Here is a 25,823-nt window from a genome sequence, read left to right as displayed (position 1 = left end):
ACTGCACGCATTGGCAGCCGGGCCGAGATCCCAGGCGCGCCAGACCTGCAAACAGCAGCTCCTCTGGCCCCAGCCCCACCCCCCCAAGTTTCTTACCCGCTCCGCCAAGGAGTCACTCCATGCACTTAAACGAACTCAAGGCACTGCACGTGTCTGAAGTCCTGAAGCAGGCCGAAGAACTCGAAATCGAAAACACGGGCCGCATGCGCAAGCAGGAGCTGATGTTTGCGATCATCAAGAAGCGCGCCAAAACGGGGGAACAGATCATTGCCGACGGCGTGCTGGAAATCCTGCCCGACGGCTTTGGCTTTTTGCGCAGCCCGGACACGAGCTTTACCGCCAGCACGGACGACATCTACATCAGCCCGAGCCAGGTGCGTCGCTTCAATCTGCACACGGGCGACATGATCGAAGGCGAAGTTCGCACGCCCAAGGACGGCGAACGCTACTTTGCACTGAACAAGCTCGACTCCGTCAATGGCGGCCCACCCGAGCAGAACAAGCACAAGGTGATGTTCGAGAACCTGACGCCCCTGTTCCCCAAGGAGCAGATGCGCCTGGAACGCGACTTCAAGGGCGAAGAAAACATCACTGGCCGCATCATCGACATCATCGCGCCCATTGGCCGCGGCCAGCGCGCTCTGATCGTCGCCCCGCCCAAGAGTGGCAAAACGGTGATGATGCAGCACATTGCCCACGCCATCACGGCCAACAACCCCGACGTGCATCTGATGGTGCTGCTGGTGGATGAGCGCCCCGAAGAAGTGACCGAAATGCAGCGCACGGTCAAGGGCGAGATCATTGCATCGACCTTTGACGAGCCCGCCGCCCGCCACGTGCATGTGGCAGAGATGGTGATCGAGCGCGCCAAGCGCCTGGTCGAACTGAAGAAGGACGTGGTGATCCTGCTGGACTCCATCACCCGCCTCGCCCGCGCCTACAACAACGTCGTGCCGTCAAGCGGCAAGGTGCTGTCGGGTGGTGTGGACGCCGCCGCGCTGCAGCGTCCCAAGCGCTTCTTCGGTGCCGCGCGCAAAGTCGAGGAAGGCGGTTCGCTCACCATCATTGCCACGGCGCTGGTCGACACCGGCAGCCGCATGGACGAAGTGATCTTTGAAGAGTTCAAGGGCACTGGCAACTGTGAAATCCACCTGAACCGCCGCCTCTACGAAAAGCGCGTGTTCCCCGCCATCGAGCTCAACAAGAGCGGCACCCGCCGCGAAGAGCTGCTGCTGGCGCCCGAGATCCTGCAAAAGACCCGCATCCTGCGCCAGTTCATGTACAACATGGACGAGATCGAGTCGATGGAACTCATGATCAAGAACATGAAGGCCACCAAGACCAATGTGGACTTCTTTGACATGATGCGCCGAGGGGGGTGACAACCCCCTGAGTCGCTTTCGCGCCTTCCCCCTTCTCTCGAATTGCAGGCAATTCGGGAAGAGGGACACCGCCAGCGCGCGGGTCGGCCCTTGCGCGGCGGCTCTGACCGAGGTCGCTCCAGTTTCAGCCCTGGCAGGCCGTCGCTAACAGGCCGTCGAACTGCCTGTGCAATAATAGAGAGCTTTTTCTGCGGAAAGTATGCTGGATGCTCCACGGCGCAAAGGTTGCTCCGGGTCCAGCACGGCTCCCGCACTTGACAAGGATTGATCATGAAAGAAGGCATTCACCCCAACTACCGCGAAGTCCTGTTTATGGACCTCTCCAACGGTTTCAAGTTCGTGACCCGTTCGTGCGTGAACACGAAGGAAATGGAAACCTTCGAAGGCAAGGAATACCCGCTGTTCAAGCTGGACACCTCCTCTGAATCGCACCCCTTCTATACCGGCACGCAAAAGTCGGTGGACAACATGGGTGGCCGCGTGGAGCGCTTCCGCAACCGCTTCGGCAAGACCACAGCCAAGTAATTCGCTGCTGCGCTTGCGCAAAAAAGCAGCCCGGGCCACCGGGCTGCTTTTTTTTCGTCCCGATGGGCGCACCGTAAGTTGCGGAGCAGTGCTCCCATGCACCGGGCCCTGCGCCGATCGTCGCATTTGCCCTTATTCTCGATGGCCCTCCCCTGCCCCTGAACCCGCGTGAACCCACCCTCGCCCGCCATCGTTACGCAAAGTGCCGTGAGCCCGCTTCCGCGCTGGGCGCTGCTGTTGCTGTGCCTGGCCTATCTGGTTCCGGGTTTCGTGGGGCGCCAGCCCTGGAAAAGTGCCGACATCACGGCCTTCGGCTACATGCTGGAGCTGGCCGGTGGTCGTACCGAGTGGCTGAGCCCGCTGCTCGGCGGCATGCCGCCCGAAACCGATGGCCTCTTGCCCTACTGGCTGGGCGCATGGGCACTGCAGGCGTCTGCGGGCTGGCTCGCACCGGAGATGGCGGCACGCCTGCCGTTTGTGGGCTTGCTCGTCCTCACCCTGGTGGCCACCTGGTATGGGGTTTACTACCTGGCGCGCAGCCCTGGCGCGCAGCCGGTGGCGTTCGCGTTTGGGGGTGAGGCTGCCCCGGCGGACTATGCACGGGCCATTGCCGACGGTGCATTGCTGGCCCTGCTGGCCTGTCTGGGGCTGGCCCAGCTTTCGCATGAAATCACGAGCTATCTGGTGCAGCTGGCGTGCACCACGCTGCTGTTTTTTGCGGTGGCAGCGATGCCGTACCGGACCCTGGCTCCTGCCATTGCGCTGGTCGCGGGCAGCCTGGGGCTGACGCTGGCGGGCGCTCCGGCAGTAGCTGCACTCCTGGCCCTTGGCAGTGTGCTCGTAGCCGTCATCGCGCCCGGGCAGGGCACACGCAAACGCCGGCTTGCCTGGGCTTGGACCATCTGCGCCGTGGCGCTTGTCGCCGCAGGCATGGCATGGGGTCTTGACCTGTGGCGCTGGCGCATGGCGCTGGCCAGCGGCGGCGGCAAGGAATGGCAAAGCCTGGCAAGACTTTTCCTGTGGTTCGGCTGGCCCGCCTGGCCGCTGGCACTCTGGACGCTGTGGCGCTGGCGGCGGCAGATCGCGAGCCGCCCGGGGCATCCCCATCTGCTGTTGCCGCTTTGGTTTACAGCCATTTCCGTGGCAGCCACCATCCTCACCCAGCCGTCAGACCGTGCGCTGCTGCTGGGCCTGCCGGCCCTGGCCGCGCTGGCGGCTTTTGCGCTGCCCACCCTCAGCCGCAGCGTTGGCGCGCTGATCGACTGGTTCACGCTGCTCTTTTTCACCGTGTCGGCCCTGGCGATCTGGGTGATCTGGATCGCCATGCAGACCGGTGTGCCGGCCAAGCCTGCCGCCAACGTGGCCAAGCTGGCGCCCGGGTTTGTGCCCGAGTTTTCATTGCTGGCGTTTGTAACGGCACTGGCCGCCACTGCGGGCTGGTGCGCCCTGGTGTGGTGGCGCGCCTCGCGCAGCCGCGCACCGATCTGGAAAAGTCTGGTTCTGCCCGCTGGCGGTGCAGTGCTGGGCTGGCTGCTGCTGCTCACATTGTGGCTGCCTCTGCTGGACTATGCACGCAGCTATGCACCGCAGATGCGTGCCGTCAATGCTGCGCTGGGCCCCATGCCTGGCTGTGTGCAGACCGTGGGCCTGAGCCGCGCGCAGGTTGCGGCACTGCAGTACCACGGCCAGCTGTCGCTGCAGCGCGCCGGGCTGCAGGATGAATGTGACTGGCTGATCGCGGACATTGCCTCCTGGCCAGCTTCGGAGCGCATGGTCAATGGCGCGCTGTGGGAACAGATCGCCACCATCCCGCGGCCCACCGACAAGAACGACCATCTGCTCGTATTCCGCCGCGCAGGGCCTGCGCGCTGATGTCCGAGCGCTCCACCATCACGCGCCACGCCCTGACGGTCCTGGCTGGCCAGCTCGCCGTCATGGCGTTTGGCGTGGCCGACACCATCGTCGCCGGGCGCCACTCTGCCGATTCGCTGGCCGCGCTCTCGGTCGCGTCAGCCATCTTCATCAGCGTGTATGTAGGCCTGATGGGCGTGCTGCAGGCCATGCTGCCAATGTGGGCCGAGCAGCGCGGCGCGGGGCAACACGCTGCCATGGGGCATTCACTACGGCAGGCACTCTACGTGTGCCTCATCGCCAGCATGATAGGCATCACCGCACTGCTGTCGCCCGGCCCGCTGCTGCGCTGGACCGAGGTGCCCCCGGCCTTGCAGGTGGAGGTGAAGGCCTATCTGGCCGTGCTGGCGCTTGCGCTGCCGCCAGCCCTGCTGTTTCGCGTGTACAGCACGCTTAACCAGGCGCTGGGCCGCCCGCAGCTGGTGATGTGGCTGCAGGTGGGCTCGCTGTTTGTGAAAGTGCCGCTGTCGATATGGTTCACTTTCGGCGGCGGAGGGCTGCCTGCACAGGGCGTCGTGGGGTGCGCCTGGGCCACGCTGGTGGTCAACTGCACCATGCTCGCGCTGGCCGCCTGGCTGCTGCGCACGCAGGATATCTATGCCCCGCTACATATCTGGAAGCGGATAGAGCCGCCCCACCCACCCACGCTGGCCCGGCTGTGCCGGCTGGGGCTTCCGGCAGGACTGGCAGTGATGGTGGAGGTGACATCCTTCACGCTGATGGCACTGTTCGTAGCCCGCCAGGGCACCACGGCGGCGGCAACGCACCAGATAGCGGCCAATGTGGCAGCGCTTTTGTACATGGTGCCGCTGTCGCTTGCCATTGCCACCAGCGCCCGGGTGAGCTACTGGCTGGGCGCACGGCAACCTGGCAGGGCCCGGCATGCGGTTTTGACGGGTTTTAGGCTTGCAGCGCTTATGGGAATTGCACTTTCAGCTATTATTTTCATAGCTAAAGACCAAATCGGTGCCATCTATTCCAGCAATGCAGGTGTGGTGGCCATGACCGGTGCCGTACTGGCCTGGGTGGCGGTGTACCACGCGTTCGATGCATTCCAGACCCTGAGCGTGTTTGTGCTGCGCTGCTATGGCATCACAGTGGCGCCGCTGGTGGTGTACTGCCTGCTGCTCTGGGGTGCAGGGCTGGGCGGCGGCTACGTACTGGCTTATGGAGGCTGGGGCCCATGGGCAATCCAGGCGCACACGGCAGCGGCCACCCCCACGCCATTCTGGGCAGCGAGCGCCGCGGCGCTCGGCGTGACAGCCGTGTTGTTTGTACTGATGCTCAAGCGTGCGCTGGCCAGGCAAAAAGCACTGCTTTCAACCTGACGCGGTGCCCGCCCGGCCTACTTTGCGGCACGACGCAGCCGGCTTGCCGGAAACGTCACTGAAAACAACGACCCTTTGCCCAGCGTACTGGTGATCTCCAGCGTGGCGCCATGGCGCTGCAGCACATGCTTGACGATGGCCAACCCCAGGCCCGTACCGCCCGTTTCGCGGGAGCGACTGCGGTCCACGCGATAAAACCTCTCGGTCAGCCGCGGGATGTGTTCCGGTGCGATACCGGGGCCGGTGTCGCGGACCGAGAACACGGCCGCGCAGTCAGGCGCCGCCTGCCATTCCACCGTGATGCTGCCGCCGGCTGGCGTGTACCGCACAGCGTTGCTGATCAGATTGGAAAGCGCGCTTTGCAGCTCGGCCGGCGAGCCCGCCAGTTCACCGGCAGCGAGCAGGACCTGCGGCGCCGGAAAGCTGATCTGGTGCGGCTTTTGCTGGTTCTGCGTGACCAGCGCCGAGAGCGCGCGGCCCTCCACTTCGCAGTGCTGCAGCAACGTGTGCACAGCCGTCCACTCGCCCATACCCGGCAGCGGGCTGCCTTCCAGCCGGGACAAAGTCAGCAGATCCTGCACCACGCTTTGCATGCGCTGGGCCTGCTGCGACATCATCCCCAGATAACGGGATTGCTCTTCTTCGGTCAGCGACAGTGTTTGAAGCGTTTCCACAAAACCGGCCAACACCGTTAGCGGTGTGCGGATCTCGTGCGAAACATTGGCTACAAAATCGCTGCGCATGGCTTCCGCCTGTTCCAGCGCAGTCACATCGCGCGACAGCAGGAGCTTGCGGCCATCGCCGTACGGGTGCAGATGCACCGAAATGCGCACGGGCCTGGACGGCGTGCTGGCGCGCCCTTCCAGCACCACATCCCCCGTGAATTGCCTGGCAGCGAAGTACGCCGTGAAAGCGGGGTCCCGCACCAGGTTACCCACCGACTGCATCACGTCGCGCTGGGCGTCGAACCCGAAATGGGCTGCGGCGATCTGGTTGCACCACTCGATGCGCCCCTGGGCGTCCAGCAACACCACCCCGTTGGGCGTGGCCTGCATGGCCGCCAGAAACTCCTGCAGGCGCCCTTCGCTCTCGCGCAGCTGCACCTCATTGCGGCGTAGCAGGCGGCGCGCACGGTCTGCTGCCTCGCCCCAGATACCTCGCATCACCGGAGCCTGGTCCGGGTCGCCGGTGCGCAACCAGCGGAGCACGCGCGCACCGCGCGACAGGTCCCAGAAGAACCAGCCCCAAGCGGCAGCCCCCGCGCCTAGCGCAGCACCCCAGGCACCGCCCTGCCACCAGCCCAGCCCGCCACCGGCCATTTGCCACAGCAAAAAATACGAAAGACGCCAGAGCATGCCGCTTGCAAAGCCTTGTCAGGAAGTGCGGGCGCCAAGAAGGCGCTCCATTCGGGTTGAGAAGGCGCCTTGTGTTAGACGGGCGCCCAAGGGAACTATGCCTGCAACTGAACCTGTGGCTGGGCCGTCAACCGGTAGCCCGCACCGCGCACGGTTTCCACCATCACGGACGCCGCGCCGAGGGCTTCGCGCAGCCGCTTGACGTGCACGTCCACCGTGCGTTCCTCGATGAACACATGGTCGCCCCACACCTTGTCGAGCAATTGCGAGCGGCTGTGCACGCGCTCGGCATGCTTCATCAAAAAGTGCAGCAGCTTGAACTCGGTGGGCCCCACCTTGAGCGGCTGGCCCTGAAAGCTCACCCGATAAGTCCCGGCATCGAGCACCAGCTCGCCAATGGTCACGCTGTCGCTGACCTGCTCTGGCGCGCGGCGGCGCAGCACGGCGCGGATGCGCGCGAGCAGTTCCTGCGTGGAAAAAGGCTTGGTGATGTAGTCATCCGCACCGGCATCCAGCCCGGCCACCTTGTCGGGCTCGTCACCCCGGGCGGTCAGCATGAGGATGGGGATCGGCTTGGTGCGGCTGTCCGCGCGCCACTTGCGGGCCAGGCTCAGGCCACTTTGGCCGGGGAGCATCCAGTCGAGCAGGATCACGTCGGGCAGCACGGCATCCAGCTCGCGCTGCGCCGAGTCGCCGTCTTCTGCCCAGAACGGCTGAAAGCCGTTGTGCCGCAGGTTTACGGCGATCAGCTCGGCAATGGCGGGCTCGTCTTCGACAATCAGGACGCGGGGTAGCTTTCTCATAGCGGTACGGGAGCCTTTTTGCTCAGAGAACAGCCGACTCGATCTCGTCGAGCGCCGTGTGGCGCACGTCCTTGCCCTTGACGAGATAGATCACCAGCTCTGCCATGTTCTTGGAATGGTCGCCAATACGCTCGATGGCCTTGGCCAGGAACAGCAGATCCAGGCTGGGCGAGATGGTGCGCGGGTCTTCCATCATGTAAGTGACCAGCTTGCGCACAAATCCGTCGAACTCCTGGTCGATCAGGTCGTCTTCCTTGAGGATGGACACCGCCATCTTCACGTCCAGGCGAGCAAAGGCATCCAGCGCCTTGCGCAGCAGGCCCGAGGCCAGTTCGGCCGCCACACGCAGGTCGCTTGATGGCAGCGAGCGCGGGGCACCGCCCTCGATGATGGAGCGCACCATGCGCGCCATCTTGTTGGCCTCGTCACCCATGCGCTCCAGGTTGGCCGTCGCCTTGGAGAAAGCCAGCAGCAGGCGCAGGTCACGTGCCGTAGGCTGACGACGGGCAATGATGGACGACAGCTCGCCATCAATCTCGACTTCCAGCGCGTTCACGCGGGTCTCGATCGAGGCTACGGCCTCCACGGCTTCCAGGCTGAAATGAGAGAGCGCGTACACGGCCTGGCGAATCTCGGACTCGACCAGTCCGCCCATCTCCATGACACGGGCAGAAACGCTGTTGAGTTCGGTATCGAACTGGGACGAAAGGTGTTTATCGGGCATGGCTTGCGTCTCCTTAGCCGAAACGGCCGGTGATGTAGTCTTCGGTTTCCTTGCGCTCGGGCTTGAAGAAAATCTGCTCGGTCGCTCCGAACTCGATCATTTCGCCGAGGTACATGTAGGCGGTGTAGTCGCTGCAGCGCGCCGCCTGCTGCATGTTGTGCGTCACGATGGCGATGGTGTAGTCGTGCTTGAGCTCGTCTATCAGCTCCTCGATCTTGGCGGTGGACAACGGATCCAGCGCCGACGTGGGCTCATCGAGCAACAGCACCGAGGGCTTGACCGCCACGCTGCGCGCGATGCACAGGCGCTGCTGCTGGCCGCCGGACAGGGACAGGCCACTCTGGTTGAGCTTGTCCTTCACCTCAGTCCAGAGCGCGGCCTTCGACAGCGCCCACTCCACGCGATCGTCCATCTCGCTCTTGCTCAGCGATTCGTACAGCTTCACGCCAAACGCGATGTTGTCGTAGATCGACATCGGGAACGGCGTGGGCTTCTGGAACACCATGCCGATGCGCGCACGCAGCAGGTTGATGTCCTGCTTGGGGTCCAGGATGTCCTGCCCATAAAAGTTGATGGTGCCCTCAGCGCGCTGGCCGGGATAGAGGCTGTACATGCGGTTGAGCGTGCGCAGCAAGGTGGACTTGCCGCAGCCCGAGGGACCGATGAAGGCCGTCACCTTGTGCTCGGCGATGTCAAGACTCACATTGCGCAGCCCCTGGAACTTGCCGTAGAAAAAGCTCAGGTTGCGCAGCTCCAGTGCGTTCTTGCTGGTGGTGGCGGTAGCGGTTGCGTTCATTGTCACGTCCTGGATAGGAATCTGTCGGATCAACGGAATGTTTCTGTCGTACGCATCAGGTGCGGTTCTTTTCGCGCAGGAATACGCGCGCCACGATGTTCAGAACCAGCACCGAGAGCGTGATGAGCAGTGCCCCGCCCCAGGCCAGCCGCACCCAGTTGTCGTAAGGGCTCAGCGCAAACTGGAAAATCACCACCGGCAGGTTGGCCATGGGTGCACCCATGTTGGTGCTGAAGAACTGGTTATTCAGCGCCGTGAACAGCAACGGAGCCGTCTCGCCACTGATGCGGGCCACGGCCAGCAGCAGTCCGGTCATGACACCGCTGCGCGCTGCGCGCAGCGTGACCATGGTGGACACCTTCCATCGCGGGGCACCCAGGGCGAAGGCTGCCTCGCGCAGGCTGCCGGGCACCAGGCGAAGCATGTTCTCCGTGGTGCGCACCACGACCGGCACGGCGATGAGCGAGAGCGCCAGGCTGCCCGCCCAGCCCGAAAAATTGCCGACGGTAGCCACTGCGATGGCGTACACAAACAGCCCCAGCACGATGGAGGGTGCCGACAGCATGATGTCGGTCACAAAGCGTGTGAGCTCTGCCGTGCGGCTCTGGTCGCCGTATTCGGCAAGGTATACGCCTGCCAGCACGCCGATGGGCGTGGACACCAGCACGGTGAAACCCACCATCATCAGGCTGCCCACAATGGCATTGGCCAGGCCGCCGCCTTCCGAGCCCGGTGCTGGCGTGGACTGCGTGAACATGTTCCAGTCGAGCGCGGCGATGCCGTTGGTCAGGAGCACGCTCAAAATCCACAGCAGCACAAACAGCCCGAGCACCATGGCGCCGAGCGACAGCGTGAGGCCGATCGCATTCGAGCGACGGCGCTTGTTGTAGAGGTCTTGGTTGAATTGCATGGGAGCTGATCTCAAGCGGTTTTGATCATGGATACCGGCATCACAGACCCTTGGCCTTTTCTGCCCGCAGCATCAGGATCTTGGCGGCAGACAGCACCACAAACGTGATCACGAACAGCAGGAAGCCCAGCGCAAACAGCGTGGACAGGTGAAAGTCCGCGGCCTCGCCGAATTCATTGGCCAGCGTGGATGCAATCGACGTACCTGGCGAGAACAGCGAGGTGGGCATGCGGTTGGCATTCCCGATCACAAAGGTGACCGCCATCGTCTCACCCAGCGCCCGGCCCAGGCCGAGCATGATCCCACCAATGACGCCCTTCTGGGTGTAGGGCAGCACCACACGGCGCACGACCTCCCAGGTTGTGCAGCCAAGGCCATAGGCCGACTCGCGCAGGATGGGGGGAACGATCTCAAACACATCGCGCATGACCGCGGCCACAAACGGCAGCACCATGAAGGCCAGCACAATGCCCGCCGCCAGGATGCCGAAACCGTTGGTGCTACCGCCAAAGAGGAAACCCACCAGCGGCATCGACCCCAGCAGTGCCTGCACAGGCATCTGGAAGTAGTCGGCAAACAAGGGGGCAAAGACAAACAGCCCGAACATGCCGTAAATGATCGACGGCACCGCGGCCAGCAGTTCTACTGCTGTCCCCAGCGGCCTGCGCAGCCATACCGGGCAGGTCTCGGTCAGGAAAAGCGCGATGCCGAACGCCAGAGGCACAGCAATCACCAAGGCAATGCCGGCGCTGGCAAGCGTGCCCACGATGGCGATCGCCGCGCCGAATTCTTCATTGATGATGTCCCACTCCACCCGCCAGATGAACTGGACACCGAACTTCTGGAAGGCCGGCCAGGCGTAGACAAACAGCGAGACGATGATGGCCAGCAGTGCCACCAGCACCAGAAGGGACAGTGACTGCGTCAGCCTGTGGAAAAAGATGTCCTGCAGGCGCTGGCGCCGTGCAATGGACACCATGCTCTTGGTCGGTGCGTCTGCCGTGCGGGCAGGCGCGGATTGCGCACTCATGGTGGTTCCCACGCTCATGTTGACTCCAACTGGCTTCTGGAATGCCCACAAACCAGCCCCCTCCAGCCAGACTCCGGCCGAAGGACGCATTTTGGGGCCATTGCCTTACTTCTTGATCTGCGACCAGACCTTGGAGCGGATTTCGGCAGTCAGTGCGTCTGGCAAGGGCACGTAGTCCAGTTCGGCGGCCATGGCCTTGCCGTTCTTGAAGGCCCAGTCAAAGAACTTCAGCACTTCGGCAGACTGCGCCTTGTCGGCCGGGTCCTTGTACATGAGGATAAAGGAGGCGGTGCTCACAGGCCAGCTGTTGGCACCCTTGGCGTTTACCATCGAAATGCCCATGCCAGGCACGCTGAACCAGTCGGCATTGGCGGCGGCGGCGGCAAAGGTGGTGTCGTCGGGGCTCACAAACTTGCCGTCTGCGTTTTGCAGCTGCAGGAAGTTCATGTTGTTCTTCTTGACGTAGGCGTACTCCACGTAGCCGATCGCACCCTTCACGCGGGTTACGTTGGCGGCCACCCCTTCGTTGCCCTTGCCGCCCACCGATGAAGACGCAGGCCACTTGACGGCGGCACCCTTGCCCACCGTGTCGGCCCATTCCTTGCTGACCGCAGCCAAATAATCTGTCCAGTTGAAGGTGGTGCCGGAGCCGTCAGCGCGGTGGACTACCGTGATGTTCTGGTTGGGCAGGGTCTTGCCGGGGTTCAAGGCGGCCAGCTTGGGGTCGTTCCACTTGCTGATCTTGCCGAGGAACATCTCGGCCAAGACCGTGCCATTCACCCGCAGCTCGCCGGGCTTGAAACCTTCCAGGTTGATCACCGGCACGGTACCGCCAATGATCGCCGGGAACTGGACCATGCCGTCCTTGTCAAGATCTGCGCCCGAAACAGGGGCATCGGTAGCGCCAAACGCTACCGTCTTGGCGCGGATCTGGCGGATGCCGCCCGAAGAGCCGATCGACTGATAGTTGAGACCTGTGCCGGTTTCCTTCTTGTAGGCTTCAGCCCACTTGGCGTACACCGGGAAAGGGAACGTAGCGCCAGCGCCCGTGATGTCTGCGGCGAAAGCACCGCCAGCAGCCACAGTGGCCAAGACAACAGCGACGGTTTTGAGGAATGTGCGTTTCATGATTTACCTTTGACGAGGGTTGACCGGAACATCCCGAACTCTAGGGGGCGTTCGTGACAGTTCGGTGACACAAACCGCTGCCATCGAGCTGTCGGAATACCGTCATTCACCATCCCGTCACCGAATCTTCACAGCGATTGCACACACTCGCCTGGCAAAAACGCTCCCTTGAGCAGCCCCGAATCGCCCCAAGCCCGCGCGGTACGATGCCGCAAAGCATTCCCTTTCAAAACCTCATGCAAAACGGCACACGCCTCGCCGCAGTCGACCTGGGCTCCAACAGTTTTCGCCTTGAAATCGGACGGTATGAATTTGGCCATATCCAGCGCGTGGAGTACCTGAAGGAAACCGTGCGCCAGGGCAACGGTCTCGACGAAAACCGCAACCTTACACAAGACGCCATGGAGCGCGGCTGGGCCTGCCTGGCCCGGTTTGGCGAGCGCCTGGCCGGGTTTCCCAGAACGCAGGTGCGTGCCGTTGCCACGCAAACGCTGCGCGAGGCACGCAACCGCGAAGAATTCCTGTCACGGGGCAGCCAGATGCTGGGTTACCCGATTGACGTGATTTCAGGCCTGGAGGAAGCACGGCTGATTTACCAGGGCGTGGCCCGGCTTCTCCCGCAATCAGACGAGCGCCGGCTGGTGGTGGACATTGGCGGCCGATCCACCGAGCTGATCGTGGGTCAGCAGTTCACCCCCCATGCCGTGGCATCGTTCCGGGTGGGCAGCGTGGCGTGGTCGCAGCGGTACTTTGCCCACGGCGAATTCACCCCGGGCGCCTTTGCAGCCGCAGAAATTGCTGCGAAGGCGGTGCTGGACGAAGCCGTGGAAACGTTCCACCCTGGGGCTTGGGAGGTGGCTTATGGCTCTTCTGGCACTGCGGGTGCCGTGGGCGAAGTGCTTGTCGCCGCTGGGCAAGCGCCTTCCGGAGTCATCACCCGAAGCGGACTTGACTGGCTGCATGACCGCTTGCTGCGTGCTGGCTCGGCCGACAGGTTACGCATGGATGGGCTCAAGGAAGAGCGCAGAGCTGTCATTGGTGGCGGCATCAGCGTGTTGCGTGCCGTATTCGACCTGCTGGAGGTTGACGAAATGCAGGTGGCCCAGGGCGCGTTGCGTCAGGGGGCGCTCTACGACCTGCTGGATCGCGAGCAGCCGGGTACCGATCTGCGCTCTGCCACCGTGCAGGGGCTGATGGAGCGGTTTGGTGTGGATGCCGAGCATGCCCAGCGGGTGGCGGCCACCGCCCTGAACCTGTTTGAGCAGGCGCGAGGGCCCGATGACAGACGCGCGGCACTCAAGCTGCAGTGGGCGGCGCAGCTGCATGAAATCGGCTGTCGCATATCCCACAGCGACTACCACCGGCACGGAGCCTACATTCTGGACAACACCGATGCAGCCGGATTTGCCGTACCCGAACTGCACCGGCTTGGCGTGCTGGTGCTCGGGCAGCGCGGAAAGGTACGCAAGCTCGACACCGACCTGACCGACCCCGTCTTTGCACTGCAACTGCTCTGCCTGCGTGTGGCTGTGGCGCTGTGCCATGCACGCCGCGCGCCCGATACCCAGGGGCTCACCTTGCGGCGCGACGGCATGCGCTTTGGGCTCCAGGCGCGCCCCGGCTGGGCCTTGGCCTACCCACAGTCGGCCCATCTGCTGCGCGAGGAAATGGTGGCCTGGCAAAAAACCCCTTGGGAGCTGACGGTTGACCTGGGGTAAGCACACCCCATAAACTATATAAACCGTTTATACAGTTTCAGGAGGATCGAATGGCCAAGTCAACCGCAGTGATGGCACCCGCCACCCAGCCCGCCGCAGCGCCTGCAACCAAAGCTGCCGTGAAGAAGCGCACTGCTACTCAGAAGCTGCCCGAGGGCGCCTCCAAAACGACGCCTGATGCCAAACCAACCGCCAGCACATCAAGCCCCAAGGCCAAAGCCCCCGTCCAAGCGAACACGCAAGCTGCACAGCCCGCCGCCGGCAAGGATGCCAAAGCCCGCAAGCCCAAGCTCGTGCGCGACAGCTTCACCTTTCCCAAGGACGAGTACGCAGTCATTGAAGCCCTGAAGGAGCGCCTCGCCAGCCTGGGACAACCGGTCAAGAAAAGTGAGCTGCTGCGTGCCGGGCTCAAGGCGCTGGCGGCGATGTCCGACGCGGCGCTGAAAACCGCTCTCCAGGCAGTTCCGTCACTGAAGACCGGGCGCCCCAAGGCGGAATCACCTGAGGCGCCAGGGCCTGCGGCCAAGGCCGCCTCCAAAGGGCGGCGCAAGTAAACCCAAACAGGCTCAGGCCTGCACCTTACTTGCGGGAGAGGACCACGCCTGGCAGTCAGAGAAACTCAGGCGACTGCACCACCATCAGTACCGTCTGGCTCTGCTCCTGCCGCTCCCTCTGGCGCAGCCACCATACCGCACCTTTGCGGATGGCACAGGCAGGCTCGGGCAACCCGAGCAGCTGTGCAACCGTCTGCCCCAGCACAGGCTGGTGCCCAACGATCAAGACAGCCCCCTTCGCACGCGGCCACTGGGCAAGCCCAAGCAGGTCATCCGCGTTCCCACCCGGCAGCAACTCGGATCGCAGCTTGAACTTGCGCCCCAGGGCGGCGGCAGTCTGGTCGGTTCGTCGGGCAGGGCTGGCCAGCACGCGAAGGCCCTCGGGCAGTTGCCGGTCCAGCCATGCGGCCATGCGAGCCGCCTGCTTTTCGCCGCGCGCCGTCAAGGCGCGGGCGAGGTCATCCTGGCCTTGTACAGCGTCTTCTGCTTCGGCATGCCGCCACAGGATGAGATCCATCATCGCCTGCCCGAGCCAGTGCCCGGCGTTGCAGTGGCAGGCCCGTAGCGGACCATCAAAGCGTTTTGCGCACCCAGCCCGCGGCCGGGACGGGCGGCGCGGTCATAGCTGCCGCTGGCGTTCAGCGTCCATGCATCCCGGTCGTCGTGCAGATAGGCCACCAGACACTCATCCACTATCTGCTGACGCAGTACGGGGTCGTCCACGGGCCATGCCAGTTCGATGCGGCGCATCATGTTGCGGTTCATCCAGTCGGCGCTGGAGAGATAGAGGTCTTCCTGATCGGCCGCACGAAAGTAGAAAACGCGTGTGTGCTCCAAAAATCTTCCGATGACGGAACGCACGCGGATGTTGTCCGTGGCCCCTGGCACCTGCGCAGGCAGCATGCACGCACCGCGCACGATGAGGTCGATGCGGGCGCCCCGCTGGCCTGCAAGCATCAGCGCACGCATCAGCGCTTCGTCGGTCAAGGCGTTCATCTTCGCAACGATGCGCGCGTCTTGGCCCGCCTGCGCCGCCAGGCCCACCTGCTCGATCTTCTCCAGCATGCGCCGGTGCAGATGAAACGGCGCCAGCATCAGCTTGCGCAGCTTGGGAGGGCGGTTCTGGCTGGCCAGGTGGTTGAAAACCCCGTCCATGTCGGCCGTGGTCGCTTCATCAGCGGTGAGGTAGCTGAGGTCGGTGTACAGACGGGCGGTGCGGACGTTGTAATTGCCCGTCGACAGGTGCCCATAGCGCCGGAGCCTTCGCCCTTCGCGCCGCGTGACCAACAGCATCTTGGCGTGCGTCTTGAGCCCCACCACCCCGTAGACCACCTGGGCGCCGACGGATTCCAGCGCTTCGGCCCAGTTGATGTTGGCCTCTTCGTCAAAGCGCGCCTTGAGCTCGACCACCGCCATCACCTCCTTGCCGCGCCGCACCGCCTCGGTCAGAAGCTCCATGAGCTTGGAATCGGCACCGGTGCGGTAGATGGTCTGCTTGATCACAAGCACGTCGGGGTCGTTCACAGCCTCCTGCAAAAAGGCCAGCAGTCCGTCAAAGCTTTCAAAAGGCTGGTGGATCAGCACGTCGCGCTGGCGCAGCTGTTCCATGATGGGTGCGCCCGGCTGCAGCTGCCGTGGCCATGCGGCTGCCCATGCGGGGAACAGCAAAGCAGGATCGTTCACCAGGTCCACCAGTTGCGTCAACCGCACCAGGTTCACCGGCCCTGGAACGCGGTACAGCGCTGCCAGCGGCAGCTGGAACTGCGTCAGCAGAAAGTCGTACAGAAAGGGCGAGCAGCCCGACGACACCTCCAGCCGTACCGCCTGGCCGTAGTGGCGGTGCTGCAGGCCTTGCCGCAACGCGGTACGCAGGTTGCGCACGTCTTCCTCATCCAGCGCCAGATCGGAATGGCGGGTGACGCGGAACTGCGAGAACTCGACCACCTCGCGCCCGGGGAAGAGTTCATCGAGGTGCGCCCGCACGATGCTGGAGAGACTGACGAACAGTGCCCCATGCGGCGCCACCCTGGCGGGCAGGCGCATCAGGCGCGGCAAGGCCCTGGGAACTTTCACGATCGCGATTTCGTTCTCACGGCCGAATGCATCGTGGCCCCGAAGCCGCACGATGAAATTGAGCGACTTGTTGGCCACCTGCGGAAACGGATGGGCCGGGTCCAGGCCGACCGGGATCAGCAAGGGCCGGACATCGCTGGCAAAGTATTCCCGCACCCATTTCTTCTGGGCGGTCGTTCTTTCGTTGTGCCCCAGGATGCGAATGCCCTGCCGGGCGAATGCGGGCACGAGGCGGTCGTTGTAGAGCGCGTACTGCCTCTTGACCAGCGAGTGGACCTGGGTGGCCAGGGTCTGGAACGATTCGGTGGAATAGACCCCCTTGGTCTCGCCTTTCGTCGCGGCGGTCAGGTGCGGTGCAGCCCGGACTTCAAAGAACTCATCGAGATTGGACGACACGATGCACAAATAGCGCAGCCGCTCCAGAAGCGGCACGTCGTCCCGGCAGGCCCAATCGAAAACCCGCTCATTGAACGCCAGAATGCTCTGGTCACGATCGAGAAATGGCAGCTCTTGCACGATGCCAGCATCGCATTGATGAGGCACGTGGGCCGTGGGACTAGCGCCGGGCTGCGCGCCCGGGCGCCCGGGCTTTTCACTCCCGCCCAGAGGCAAGGAAACAGGCACAGCGTCTTCAGGAAAAGGCAGCATGGATACGTGGCCGGAGCGGAACGCCAAATCGCCAGTATCAACCTGACACATGACATTCATGTGACATGGCGATGTCAGACTGGACGGGTTCACTGGCCCAGGAAGTGCCTGCGATAGCGGGGGTGGAGGTCCGCCAAGCGCATCAGCATGGGCAGGTCTGCCGTATTGAAGTCAGGGTCCCAGGCGGGGGCACCCAACACCCGTGCGCCAAGACGCAGATAGCCCTTGATCAATGCCGGTGGCTCGACCACAGCGTGGCCGTCTAGCAGGTCCACGGGCAGCGGGAGCCGCGGCAGTACGTGAAAATCGATGGGGGCAAGATGGGTCTTGCGCACCTGGTGCCAGATACTGGCAGCCGCATCGCCACTGGGAATGCCGTTGTGCACCATCGGGATGCTGGCGCAACCGATCATGGTGTCAAGTTCATTGCGGACCATGAAATCAGCCAGCGCACTCCAAAGCGCCATGATCACGCCGCCATGCCGATGGTCGGCATGCACGCAGCTTCGGCCAAGCTCCACCATCCGCGGGCGCAGCGTGCGCAGGCGGGTCAGGTCAAACTCGGTATCACTGTACGTGCCACCCACGCGGCGGGCCTGGGCCGGGGTGAGCACACGGTAAGTCCCAATGACTTGCCGGGTCAATGCGTCCCGCACAAGAAGATGCTCGCAATAGTCGTCAAACAGGTCTATGTCGTGACCAGCGATGGGGGTCGTCAATCGAGCGCCCATCTCTGTCGCGAACACCTGAAACCGCAACCGTTGCGCCTGGCGAACTTCGTCCTGGTGCCGTGCCCAGCTCACTTCGACAGGGTGCTTCTGTAGCCCCTGGATGCTGATTCCCTGCCCGCTCGCTGGTATGAGTCCAGTGCCCGTCGGGGCTGGGTTGGGGGCGCCCGGCGGCGCGTTCAGCATCAGGTTGGATACATCATTCATGGTGCGCAGACTCCCTCGTTCTTTCTGCAATCCCGGCTGGACCCCAACCGGGTGGAAACCGTTGTTCCCTGGAGTGAGTCTGAAGGCGGGCCATGACGTACCCGTGTCGGAAAGATGTCAGATCCGTGAACGAGAAAAACGCTGCGCCCTCTGCCACGGGTGGCGCAGAAGGTGGAGGGCGTGTTTTGGACGCCAGGTCAAAGGCACGTCGGACGTTGCGAAGAGCCTTGGGAGCCTGATGCGCGGCAGTACTTGGCGTTCCCCGTCAACGCCCAGCGACGGAGCATGGCGACCGTATCGGCGGCTGAGAGATCTCCCTACCGTCGAAAGACGCTAATGCTTGAAGAAACAGTCCGCCTGTTCATCAGCCCGCGCGGGCCGCGTCTGCCAGCCTCTGGGCGCAGGCACTGGCCTGCAAGGCATCCCGCGCCTCGACCATGACCCGCAGCAGCGGCTCGGTTCCGCTGGCCCGGATCAGCACGCGGCCGGTGCCCGCGAGTTCCTGCTCCACCGCCTGCGTGGCTTCCGCCAGAAGTCGATTCGCTTTCCAGTCCTGACCCACGGCCAGGCGCACGTTGAGAAGCACTTGCGGGTAAAGCGACACATCCGCCAGCAACTGCGGCAGCGTGCTGGCGCTGCGCACACAGGCCTGCAGCACCTGCAGTGCACTGATGAGGCCGTCGCCCGTGGTGTGGCGGTCCAGGGCCAGCAGGTGACCAGATCCCTCGCCTCCCAGCACCCACTGATGGCGCACCAGTTCTTCGAGCACGTAGCGGTCGCCGACCTTCGCGCGCACAAACTTGACCCCCTTGGCCTGCAGTGCCACCTCGACGGCCATATTGGTCATGAGGGTGCCGACCACACCGGGCACATGTTCGTCGCGCCCCATGCGGTCCATGGCCATCAGGTAGAGCAGTTCATCACCGTTGTAGAGCCGCCCTGTCGAATCCACAATTTGCAGGCGATCGGCATCCCCATCCAGCGCCACGCCGAAGTCCGCGTGGTTTGCGCGCACGGCACGCACCAGCGCATCCGGGTGCGTGGCACCGACCTGGTTATTAATGTTCACGCCATCGGGCGAACAACCGATCGACAACACTTCTGCACCCAGTTCGTGGAACACCTTGGGCGCCACCTGGTACGCCGCGCCGTGTGCAGCATCCACCACGATCTTCACACCGCGCAGGGTCAGGTCCTGCGGGAAGGTGCTCTTGCAGAACTCGATGTAGCGGCCAGCCGCATCTTCGAGGCGCCTGGCTTTGCCGAGCCCGGCGGACTCCACCCACACAGGGGGTTCGGCCAGGGCGGCTTCTACGTCAAGCTCCCACGCATCGGGCAGCTTGGTACCCTGGGCACTGAAGAACTTGATGCCGTTATCGGGATACGCGTTGTGGCTTGCGCTGATGACGACGCCGAGGCTCGCGCGCTGCGCCCGCGTCAGGTAGGCCACGCCGGGCGTCGGCAAGGGGCCCAGCAGAACTACGTCGACGCCAGCGGAGTTGAAGCCTGACTCCAGCGCGCTCTCGAGCATGTAGCCAGAGATGCGGGTGTCCTTGCCGATCAGCACGGTGGGGCGCTCTTCGGTGCGGCGCAGTACCCGGCCCACCGCATGGGCCAGGCGCAAAACGAAGTCTGGCGTGATGGGGGCTTGCCCCACGGTGCCCCGAATACCGTCAGTACCGAAGTATTGGCGTTGTGTCATGTCTTTTGTCCCCTCGTGTCCATGCTCGGTTGTTATCAGCTTTACTTTCCGGTCCAGTTCCCACTGCTCACCCTGCCCTCTATGCACTTTGCATCGCCTTGAGTACAGCGAGCGCAGCCACCGTGTCACGCACATCGTGCACCCGTACCACCGAAGCACCGTGCTCGACCGCGAGCATCGCTGCTGCAACACTGGGCACCATGCGCTCCTCAACAGGCCGATCCGTCACCGCGCCGAGCGATGACTTGCGCGACCAGCCAGAGAGCACCGGGAACCCCGCCGCAAGCAATGCGCGCTGGTGTTTGAGCAAGGCGAAGTTCTGCATCACCGTTTTGCCGAACCCGATGCCCGGATCCAGCATGATTTGGGTCTTTTTTGCCCCTAGAGCAAGCATTTTCTGGGCTGACAGCTCTAGAAATGATAGCACCTGGGCAACGATGTCTCCCTCCATCGGCGCTACCTGCATGGTCTGCGGATCCCGATGCATGTGCATCAGGCAAACCCCGCAGCCGGGGTATGAAGCGACCACCTCGGCAGCGCCGGGCTGCCGCAGCGCCCAGACATCGTTGATGATGTCTGCACCCAGGTCCAGAACCGCGCGCATGACTTGCGGTTTGTAGGTATCCACGGATAGGGGAACGCCCAGCGTGACCGCATGCCGCACTACCGGCAACACCCGCGCCAGCTCCTCCTCCAGCGGCACGGGTGGGCTGCCCGGACGCGTGGACTCACCGCCGATATCGAGGATGTGGGCACCGTCGCTCAGCAGCTGCTCGCAATGCCGCAGCGCGGAAGCGGTCGTCGCGTGCCGGCCACCGTCCGAAAAGGAATCCGGGGTGATATTGACGATACCCATCACCTTGGGCTGGTCGAGATGAATTTGAAAGCGGGACGTTTGCCAGAACATGGGGGATAACGCTGAATGGAGGTCCGTCACAGCAGGCATCGCGCCAGTCAGACGACATGCGCCCGACGGCTCGGGACTTCATCATTGTCTGCCGTAGAGTGCAGCACAACGGAAAACGGGGCACCAGGCCCCGTTCAAATGGATCTACTGCAAAGCCGGGAACGCACAGCGCCCAGCACAGCAGAAGTCAGCCAACCCTTGAGAGGGTGCTGTAGCTGCTTCCGTTGTCAGGCGGCTGTAGGAGCAGTTTCCGCAGCAACAGCAGGCGTGCCACCGCTAGAGTTGTCTCCACCGGATGGAGGCGTGCGCGGTGTCCAGTCCTTGGGCGGGCGGGGTTCCTTGCCCGCCATGATGTCGTCAAGCTGCTCGGTATCGATGGTTTCCCATTCGAGCAGAGCCTTGGCCATGGCGTGCATCTTGTCGCTGTTTTCTTCGATCAGGCGACGGGCAAGGTTGTACTGCTCATCAATGATGCGACGCACTTCCATGTCGACCTTTTCCATGGTCTGCTCACTCATGGTGGTGGTCTTGGTCACCGAACGGCCCAGGAAGACTTCGCCCTCGTTTTCGGCGTACACCATGGGGCCCAAGGCATCGGTCATGCCGTAGCGGGTGACCATGTCGCGGGCAATGTGCGTGGCCCGCTCGAAGTCATTGCTTGCACCGGTGGTCATCTGGTTCATGAACACCTCCTCAGCAATACGCCCACCGAACAGCATGCTGATCTGGTTGAGCATGTATTCACGGTCGTAGCTGTAGCGGTCTTGCGCCGGCAGGCTCATCGTTACACCCAGGGCACGGCCGCGGGGGATGATGGTGACCTTGTGCACAGGGTCGCACTTGGGCAGCAGCTTGCCGATCAACGCGTGGCCTGACTCGTGGTAGGCCGTATTGCGGCGCTCTTCCTCGGGCATGACCATGCTCTTGCGCTCGGGGCCCATCAGGATCTTGTCCTTGGCCTTTTCGAAGTCCTGCATCTCCACCGTACGCGCATTGCGGCGTGCGGCCATCAGGGCGGCTTCGTTGCACAGGTTGGCCAGATCAGCACCGCTCATGCCGGGGGTACCGCGGGCAATGATGCTCGGCGCCACGTCCTGACCAATCGGAATCTTGCGCATGTGCACATTCAGGATCTGCTCGCGGCCGCGGATGTCGGGCAGCGTCACGTACACCTGGCGATCAAAACGACCGGGGCGCAGCAAGGCGGCGTCCAGAATGTCGGGACGGTTGGTCGCAGCCACCACGATCACGCCAAGGTTGGTTTCAAAGCCATCCATCTCGACCAGCATCTGGTTGAGAGTCTGCTCGCGCTCGTCATTGCCACCGCCCAGACCGGCGCCCCGCTGGCGGCCGACGGCATCGATTTCGTCAATGAAGATGATGCAGGGTGCGTTCTTCTTGGCGTTGTCGAACATGTCGCGCACACGGGCCGCGCCCACGCCAACAAACATTTCCACAAAGTCGGAGCCCGAAATGCTGAAGAACGGTACCTTGGCTTCGCCAGCGATCGACTTGGCCAGAAGGGTCTTACCCGTACCGGGGGGGCCTACCAGCAACAGACCACGGGGAATGCGGCCGCCGAGTTTTTGGAACTTCTGCGGGTCCTTCAGGAAATCAACAACTTCCTTGACTTCTTCCTTGGCCTCGTCGCAGCCGGCTACGTCCGCAAACGTGACTTGGTTGGTGTTCTCGTCGAGCATGCGCGCCTTGCTCTTGCCGAAGCTGAAGGCACCGCCCTTGCCGCCGCCCTGCATCTGGCGCATGAAGTACACCCACACGCCGATCAGCAGCAACATGGGGCCCCAGCTGACCAGCAGGGTCATGAGGAGCGAACCTTCTTCGCGTGGCTTCACGTCGAACTTGACGTTGTTGTTGATCAGGTCGCCCACAAGGCCACGGTCAAGGTAAGTGGCCGTCGTGCGGATCTTGCGGTCATCGTTGGTGACCGCGACGATTTCAGTGCCGCCCTGGCCTTCCTGAATGGTCGCGCTCTTGATGCGGTTGCTGCGGACTTCCTCAAGGAACTCCGAATAGCCGACGTGGCCTGCGCTGGCTCCGGCACGGGTGTCAAACTGTTTGAACACCGTGAACAGCACCATGGCGATAACCAGCCACACGGCAATTTTTGAAAACCACTGATTGTTCAAGCGGAGCTCCAGTTGCGGAAAACAGAAAACGGACACGTTGCCGTCATGGCAGGCATGTGCGGGCCATTTTAGGACTTTCAAGCACGGCAGCCATCGCTATTCCCCCGCGAGGCCATGGAAACAGCGCGGGCATTGCCACGTTTTGTGACGGACTTCACGTCTCCCATTGACTTTCATCAAGCCTGACCCCATCAGGTACGGGCCTTCAAACCCATGCCCACCAGGAAGGTCTCGGACGACTTGTCCCGTGAGGCTTTGGGCTTGACGGGCTTGACGACCTTGAACGTTTGCTTGAACAGCGTGACAAGGTCGCTGTAGCCGCTCCCGTGAAACAGCTTGACCACCAGCGCTCCGTCGGGCTTGAGGTGCGCACAGGCGAACTCCACGGCAAGTTCTACGAGGTGCGCAATCCGGGCCGCATCGGCAGACTCGATGCCCGAGAGATTGGGAGCCATGTCCGAAACCACCACATCCACCACCCGGCCGGACAAGGCCGTCTCCAGCCGCGCCAGCACCTCGGCCTCGCGGAAGTCACCATTGAGGTAGGTCACGCCTTCAATGGGCTCCATCGGCAGCATGTCCAGCGCAAAAATGGCGCCGTTGAGCTGCCCGGCCGCCGCACCGGTAGGGGAAAGGCGTCGCCGAAGGTACTGACTCCATGCGCCAGGCGTGGAGCCCAGGTCGACCACGGTGTACCCGGGCTTGATCAGCCCGAGCTGCTCATCGATTTCCTTGAGCTTGTAGGCTGCACGGGCCCGGTAGCCCTCTTTTTGCGCCAACTTGACGTACGTGTCATTGACGTGGTCGTTCAGCCATGCCTTGTTGACCTTCTTGCTCTGGGTTTTGACTTTCATGCGGGTATTGTCGCCGGGGGCGCAATGCAACCGCTTCACGGCCCGGCGCAGCCCGCATCGGCGGCTGGAGGCGGTGCGGCGGGCCGCGGCGATAATACGGCCCATGCCCCAAATACAACTGACTCCCGCCGAGCGCCGGGAACAACGTGCCAACGCCCACCATCTGGACCCAGTGGTCCTCGTCGGCGGCGATGGCCTGACCGCTGCGGTCAAAAAAGAAATCGATGCCGCACTCAATGCCCACGGGCTCATCAAGGTTCGCGTTTTTGGCGACGACCGTACTGCCCGTGAACTGATGTACCAGGAACTGGCTGCCGAACTGAACGCGGCTCCCATCCAGCACATCGGCAAGCTGCTGGTGTTCTGGCGTCCTATCCCGGCAAAAGAGCGCACCGTCGATGACGACCGCATGCCCGGGCCGCGCGATGTCAAGGTGCTCAAGTTCAGCAAGCGGGGTGGCCAGCGCCCCGAGATCAAGCAGTTGCGTGTGCTGGGCAACCAGAGGCTCACCTCGGGCGGGCAGATCAAGCGCGCCAAGCCCAAGCAAAAATCCATCAAGAAGCGCCAGGCAGACTGATGAGCTCCACGGCCCCGGCAGCCGCTGCCAGCACGCCCCGCACCATCCTGTGCATGAAATGGGGCACCAAGTACGGCCCCGAATACGTCAACCGGCTGTATGCCATGGTGCGCAGGCACCTCAGCGGCGACTTCCGGTTTGTGTGCCTCACGGACGACAGCAAGGGCATCCGCAGCGAGGTGCAGTGCCTGCCCATCCCCGCACTGGATCTGCCGCCCGGCATACCTGAACGGGGCTGGACCAAGCTGGCGACGTTCAGCAAGGACTTGCATGGGCTGAAAGGCACCGCGCTTTTTCTCGACGTGGACGTGGTGGTGACAGGAAGCCTCGATGAGTTCTTCACACGCCCCGGTGAATTCCTCATCATCCACGACTACAAGCGCCCGTGGCGCATCACCGGCAACTCGTCGGTGTACCGGTTCGAGCTGGGTGCGCACCCCGAGGTGCTGGAATACTTCCGGGCGAATTTCGGTGAGATCCGCCAGAAGTTCCGCAACGAGCAAGCCTATCTTTCAGACTTCCTGCACCGGCAGGGCAAGCTGCAGTACTGGCCCAAGGCCTGGTGCCCGAGTTTCAAGTACCACGGCATTCCGACTTGGCCTACCAACTACTGGCGCACCCCTGAGGTGCCCAATGGCGCGCGTATCGTGATCTTTCACGGGGAATGCAACCCACCGGATGCCTTGGCAGGCCGGCGCAACCGCAGGTTTCGCTTCATCCGCCCCGCCCTGTGGGTGGGCGAGCACTGGCGGGAATAGACCAGGCGCAGGACTGCGCAGCCCTGCAACAAGTCATGCTGGAAGCGGCATGCACCCCACGACTGCACTGTGAGCGCAGGGCAAACACGAAGCACCCTAATAAGGGGCCGACGGCTCTCCGGATGAGACCACTGGCCGCAACGTGCGCCAGAGCACGGCCAAAGCACAGAACCACTGCACCGCGTACATGACGGTACCAACGCTGTGCCACAGCCGCAGATCCTGCCGCGCCACGATGCGCGGTGCGACACCGAACTGCGTGAGCAGTGCCAGCAGCAACCCAGCCAGAATGAAGACCATGGCAGCCTGCGCCCAGGCATGCTGCACCGTGGCATGCCTCGCCTTGGACAACAGCAACAGGACCAAGCAGCACGACACGGTCACCCAGGTCTGTGCAGCAAACAGCTTCGCCGCCATGTAGCCCGCCATCGTCGGCGAGGGCAGACTCGCGAACAACATGGGTACCACAAGAAAGCCGATCGTCGTCAGGCTGCCCCACCACAACGCGGCTGCAAGCGCAGGGAGACGGTCAACCATGAGACGCGGGCTCGTGTGCCAAATGTGGTCGCATCACTGGTAACTGACCGCCACCACTTCATAGCGGCGGATGCCGCCCGGCGCCTGGACTTCAGCCGTATCGCCCTCTTCCTTGCCGATGAGCGCGCGTGCGATGGGGCTGGAAATATTGATGAGGCCCAATTTGAGGTCCGCCTCGTCTTCACCCACGATCTGGTACCGAACGGTATCGCCGGACTCCTCGTCTTCCAGCTCCACAGTGGCGCCAAACACGACCTTGCCGCCACCATCGACAGCACTGGGGTCGATCACTTGGGCCACTGACAGCTTGCCTTCAATTTCCTGGATGCGGCCTTCGATGAAGCCCTGGCGGTCCTTGGCAGCGTCGTAGTCTGCGTTTTCGCTCAGGTCGCCCTGTGCGCGCGCTTCAGCAATCGCGGTGATCACAGCGGGACGCTCGACCGTCTTCAAACGGTGGAGTTCTTCCTTGAGTTGCTCAGCGCCGCGCTTCGTGATTGGGATGGTGGCCATTCGGTCAAGTC

General features: G+C 63.2%; 24 protein-coding genes. 8 read left to right on the top strand and 16 right to left on the bottom strand.

The features are described 5' to 3' along the window. Positions 1-119: 119 nt before the first annotated feature. The 4 genes from rho (at position 120) to ACTPOI_RS11555 (ending at position 5,146) form a co-directional block, all read left to right on the top strand. Positions 120-1,382: a transcription termination factor Rho gene (gene rho, locus ACTPOI_RS11570; protein WP_436135232.1), complete on the top strand. Its 1,263-nt coding sequence runs from the start codon at positions 120-122 to the stop codon at positions 1,380-1,382. Positions 1,383-1,652: 270 nt separating this feature from the next. Then, positions 1,653-1,907, top strand: a complete 255-nt coding sequence (locus ACTPOI_RS11565) for a type B 50S ribosomal protein L31 (protein WP_440108928.1) — start codon at positions 1,653-1,655, stop codon at positions 1,905-1,907. A gap of 168 nt (positions 1,908-2,075) precedes the next feature. Further along, complete coding sequence (locus tag ACTPOI_RS11560) at positions 2,076-3,779, top strand: hypothetical protein (RefSeq protein ID WP_440108926.1); 1,704 nt, start codon at positions 2,076-2,078, stop codon at positions 3,777-3,779. Next, positions 3,779-5,146 (top strand): MATE family efflux transporter, encoded by a 1,368-nt coding sequence (locus ACTPOI_RS11555; protein WP_440108924.1) that lies wholly within the window; start codon positions 3,779-3,781, stop codon positions 5,144-5,146. The genes ACTPOI_RS11560 and ACTPOI_RS11555 overlap by 1 nt, the downstream gene beginning before the upstream one ends. Positions 5,147-5,163: 17 nt before the next feature. Here ACTPOI_RS11555 and phoR read toward each other — a convergent pair whose 3' ends face one another. From phoR to pstS, 7 genes are all read right to left on the bottom strand, one after another. After that, positions 5,164-6,501 carry a phosphate regulon sensor histidine kinase PhoR gene (gene phoR / locus ACTPOI_RS11550; RefSeq protein WP_440108922.1) on the bottom strand — a complete coding sequence of 446 codons (1,338 nt, stop codon included), beginning with the start codon at positions 6,499-6,501 and terminating at the stop codon, positions 5,164-5,166. Positions 6,502-6,596: 95 nt separating this feature from the next. Continuing rightward, entirely contained in the window at positions 6,597-7,304 is a 708-nt protein-coding gene (gene phoB / locus ACTPOI_RS11545) for a phosphate regulon transcriptional regulator PhoB (RefSeq protein WP_440108920.1), read from the bottom strand. Between the two features lie 22 nt (positions 7,305-7,326). Then, entirely contained in the window at positions 7,327-8,028 is a 702-nt protein-coding gene (gene phoU / locus ACTPOI_RS11540) for a phosphate signaling complex protein PhoU (RefSeq protein ID WP_440108918.1), read from the bottom strand. Positions 8,029-8,041: 13 nt separating this feature from the next. After that, positions 8,042-8,824 (bottom strand): phosphate ABC transporter ATP-binding protein PstB, encoded by a 783-nt coding sequence (gene pstB / locus ACTPOI_RS11535; RefSeq protein ID WP_440108916.1) that lies wholly within the window; start codon positions 8,822-8,824, stop codon positions 8,042-8,044. A 55-nt stretch (positions 8,825-8,879) separates the two neighbouring features. Continuing rightward, positions 8,880-9,734, bottom strand: a complete 855-nt coding sequence (gene pstA, locus ACTPOI_RS11530) for a phosphate ABC transporter permease PstA (protein WP_440108914.1) — start codon at positions 9,732-9,734, stop codon at positions 8,880-8,882. Positions 9,735-9,774: 40 nt separating this feature from the next. Further along, a complete protein-coding gene (gene pstC / locus ACTPOI_RS11525) occupies positions 9,775-10,764 on the bottom strand; it encodes a phosphate ABC transporter permease subunit PstC (RefSeq protein WP_440108912.1) in 990 nt (329 codons plus the stop codon). 105 nt (positions 10,765-10,869) lie between these two features. Then, positions 10,870-11,892, bottom strand: a complete 1,023-nt coding sequence (gene pstS / locus ACTPOI_RS11520; RefSeq protein ID WP_440108910.1) for a phosphate ABC transporter substrate-binding protein PstS — start codon at positions 11,890-11,892, stop codon at positions 10,870-10,872. 236 nt (positions 11,893-12,128) lie between these two features. Between pstS and ACTPOI_RS11515 the strand changes: the two genes are divergently transcribed. Together ACTPOI_RS11515 and ACTPOI_RS11510 are read left to right on the top strand one after the other, a co-directional pair. Then, a complete protein-coding gene (locus ACTPOI_RS11515; protein ID WP_440108909.1) occupies positions 12,129-13,610 on the top strand; it encodes a Ppx/GppA phosphatase family protein in 1,482 nt (493 codons plus the stop codon). A 50-nt stretch (positions 13,611-13,660) separates the two neighbouring features. After that, positions 13,661-14,164: a hypothetical protein gene (locus tag ACTPOI_RS11510; protein WP_440108907.1), complete on the top strand. Its 504-nt coding sequence runs from the start codon at positions 13,661-13,663 to the stop codon at positions 14,162-14,164. A 55-nt stretch (positions 14,165-14,219) separates the two neighbouring features. On the opposite strand, the gene ACTPOI_RS11505 is transcribed toward ACTPOI_RS11510, so the two are convergent. The 7 genes from ACTPOI_RS11505 to ACTPOI_RS11475 all read right to left on the bottom strand — a co-directional run bounded on the left by ACTPOI_RS11505 (position 14,220) and on the right by ACTPOI_RS11475 (position 23,430). Further along, positions 14,220-14,684: a SixA phosphatase family protein gene (locus ACTPOI_RS11505; RefSeq protein ID WP_440108905.1), complete on the bottom strand. Its 465-nt coding sequence runs from the start codon at positions 14,682-14,684 to the stop codon at positions 14,220-14,222. After that, entirely contained in the window at positions 14,681-16,885 is a 2,205-nt protein-coding gene (gene ppk1 / locus ACTPOI_RS11500) for a polyphosphate kinase 1 (RefSeq protein WP_440108903.1), read from the bottom strand. The genes ACTPOI_RS11505 and ppk1 overlap by 4 nt, the downstream gene beginning before the upstream one ends. An 89-nt stretch (positions 16,886-16,974) precedes the next feature. Continuing rightward, entirely contained in the window at positions 16,975-17,820 is an 846-nt protein-coding gene (locus tag ACTPOI_RS11495; RefSeq protein ID WP_440108901.1) for a GNAT family N-acetyltransferase, read from the bottom strand. 364 nt (positions 17,821-18,184) lie between these two features. Beyond that, a complete protein-coding gene (glmM, locus tag ACTPOI_RS11490) occupies positions 18,185-19,522 on the bottom strand; it encodes a phosphoglucosamine mutase (protein WP_440108899.1) in 1,338 nt (445 codons plus the stop codon). A 79-nt stretch (positions 19,523-19,601) separates the two neighbouring features. Continuing rightward, complete coding sequence (gene folP, locus ACTPOI_RS11485) at positions 19,602-20,429, bottom strand: dihydropteroate synthase (protein WP_440108897.1); 828 nt, start codon at positions 20,427-20,429, stop codon at positions 19,602-19,604. Positions 20,430-20,656: 227 nt separating this feature from the next. Next, positions 20,657-22,576 carry an ATP-dependent zinc metalloprotease FtsH gene (gene ftsH, locus ACTPOI_RS11480; protein WP_069105384.1) on the bottom strand — a complete coding sequence of 640 codons (1,920 nt, stop codon included), beginning with the start codon at positions 22,574-22,576 and terminating at the stop codon, positions 20,657-20,659. Positions 22,577-22,767: 191 nt separating this feature from the next. Continuing rightward, positions 22,768-23,430 (bottom strand): RlmE family RNA methyltransferase, encoded by a 663-nt coding sequence (locus tag ACTPOI_RS11475; RefSeq protein WP_440108895.1) that lies wholly within the window; start codon positions 23,428-23,430, stop codon positions 22,768-22,770. A 103-nt stretch (positions 23,431-23,533) separates the two neighbouring features. On the opposite strand from ACTPOI_RS11475, the gene ACTPOI_RS11470 reads away from it, so the two are divergent. Then, positions 23,534-24,007 (top strand): YhbY family RNA-binding protein, encoded by a 474-nt coding sequence (locus ACTPOI_RS11470; protein ID WP_291517250.1) that lies wholly within the window; start codon positions 23,534-23,536, stop codon positions 24,005-24,007. Beyond that, a complete protein-coding gene (locus ACTPOI_RS11465) occupies positions 24,007-24,765 on the top strand; it encodes a glycosyltransferase (RefSeq protein ID WP_440108892.1) in 759 nt (252 codons plus the stop codon). Before ACTPOI_RS11470 ends, ACTPOI_RS11465 begins: the two co-directional genes overlap by 1 nt. A 96-nt stretch (positions 24,766-24,861) precedes the next feature. Here the strand turns inward: ACTPOI_RS11465 and ACTPOI_RS11460 are convergent, their stop codons facing one another. Both ACTPOI_RS11460 and greA read right to left on the bottom strand, forming a co-directional pair. Then, positions 24,862-25,302 (bottom strand): DUF4149 domain-containing protein, encoded by a 441-nt coding sequence (locus ACTPOI_RS11460; protein WP_440108891.1) that lies wholly within the window; start codon positions 25,300-25,302, stop codon positions 24,862-24,864. 33 nt (positions 25,303-25,335) lie between these two features. Next, a complete protein-coding gene (greA, locus tag ACTPOI_RS11455) occupies positions 25,336-25,812 on the bottom strand; it encodes a transcription elongation factor GreA (protein WP_069105379.1) in 477 nt (158 codons plus the stop codon). Positions 25,813-25,823: the final 11 nt, after the last annotated feature.

The organism is Acidovorax sp. BL-A-41-H1 (genome assembly GCF_051942715.1).
Note: the sequence above shows the minus strand (reverse complement) of the source record. Positions and strands in the feature narration are given on the sequence as shown.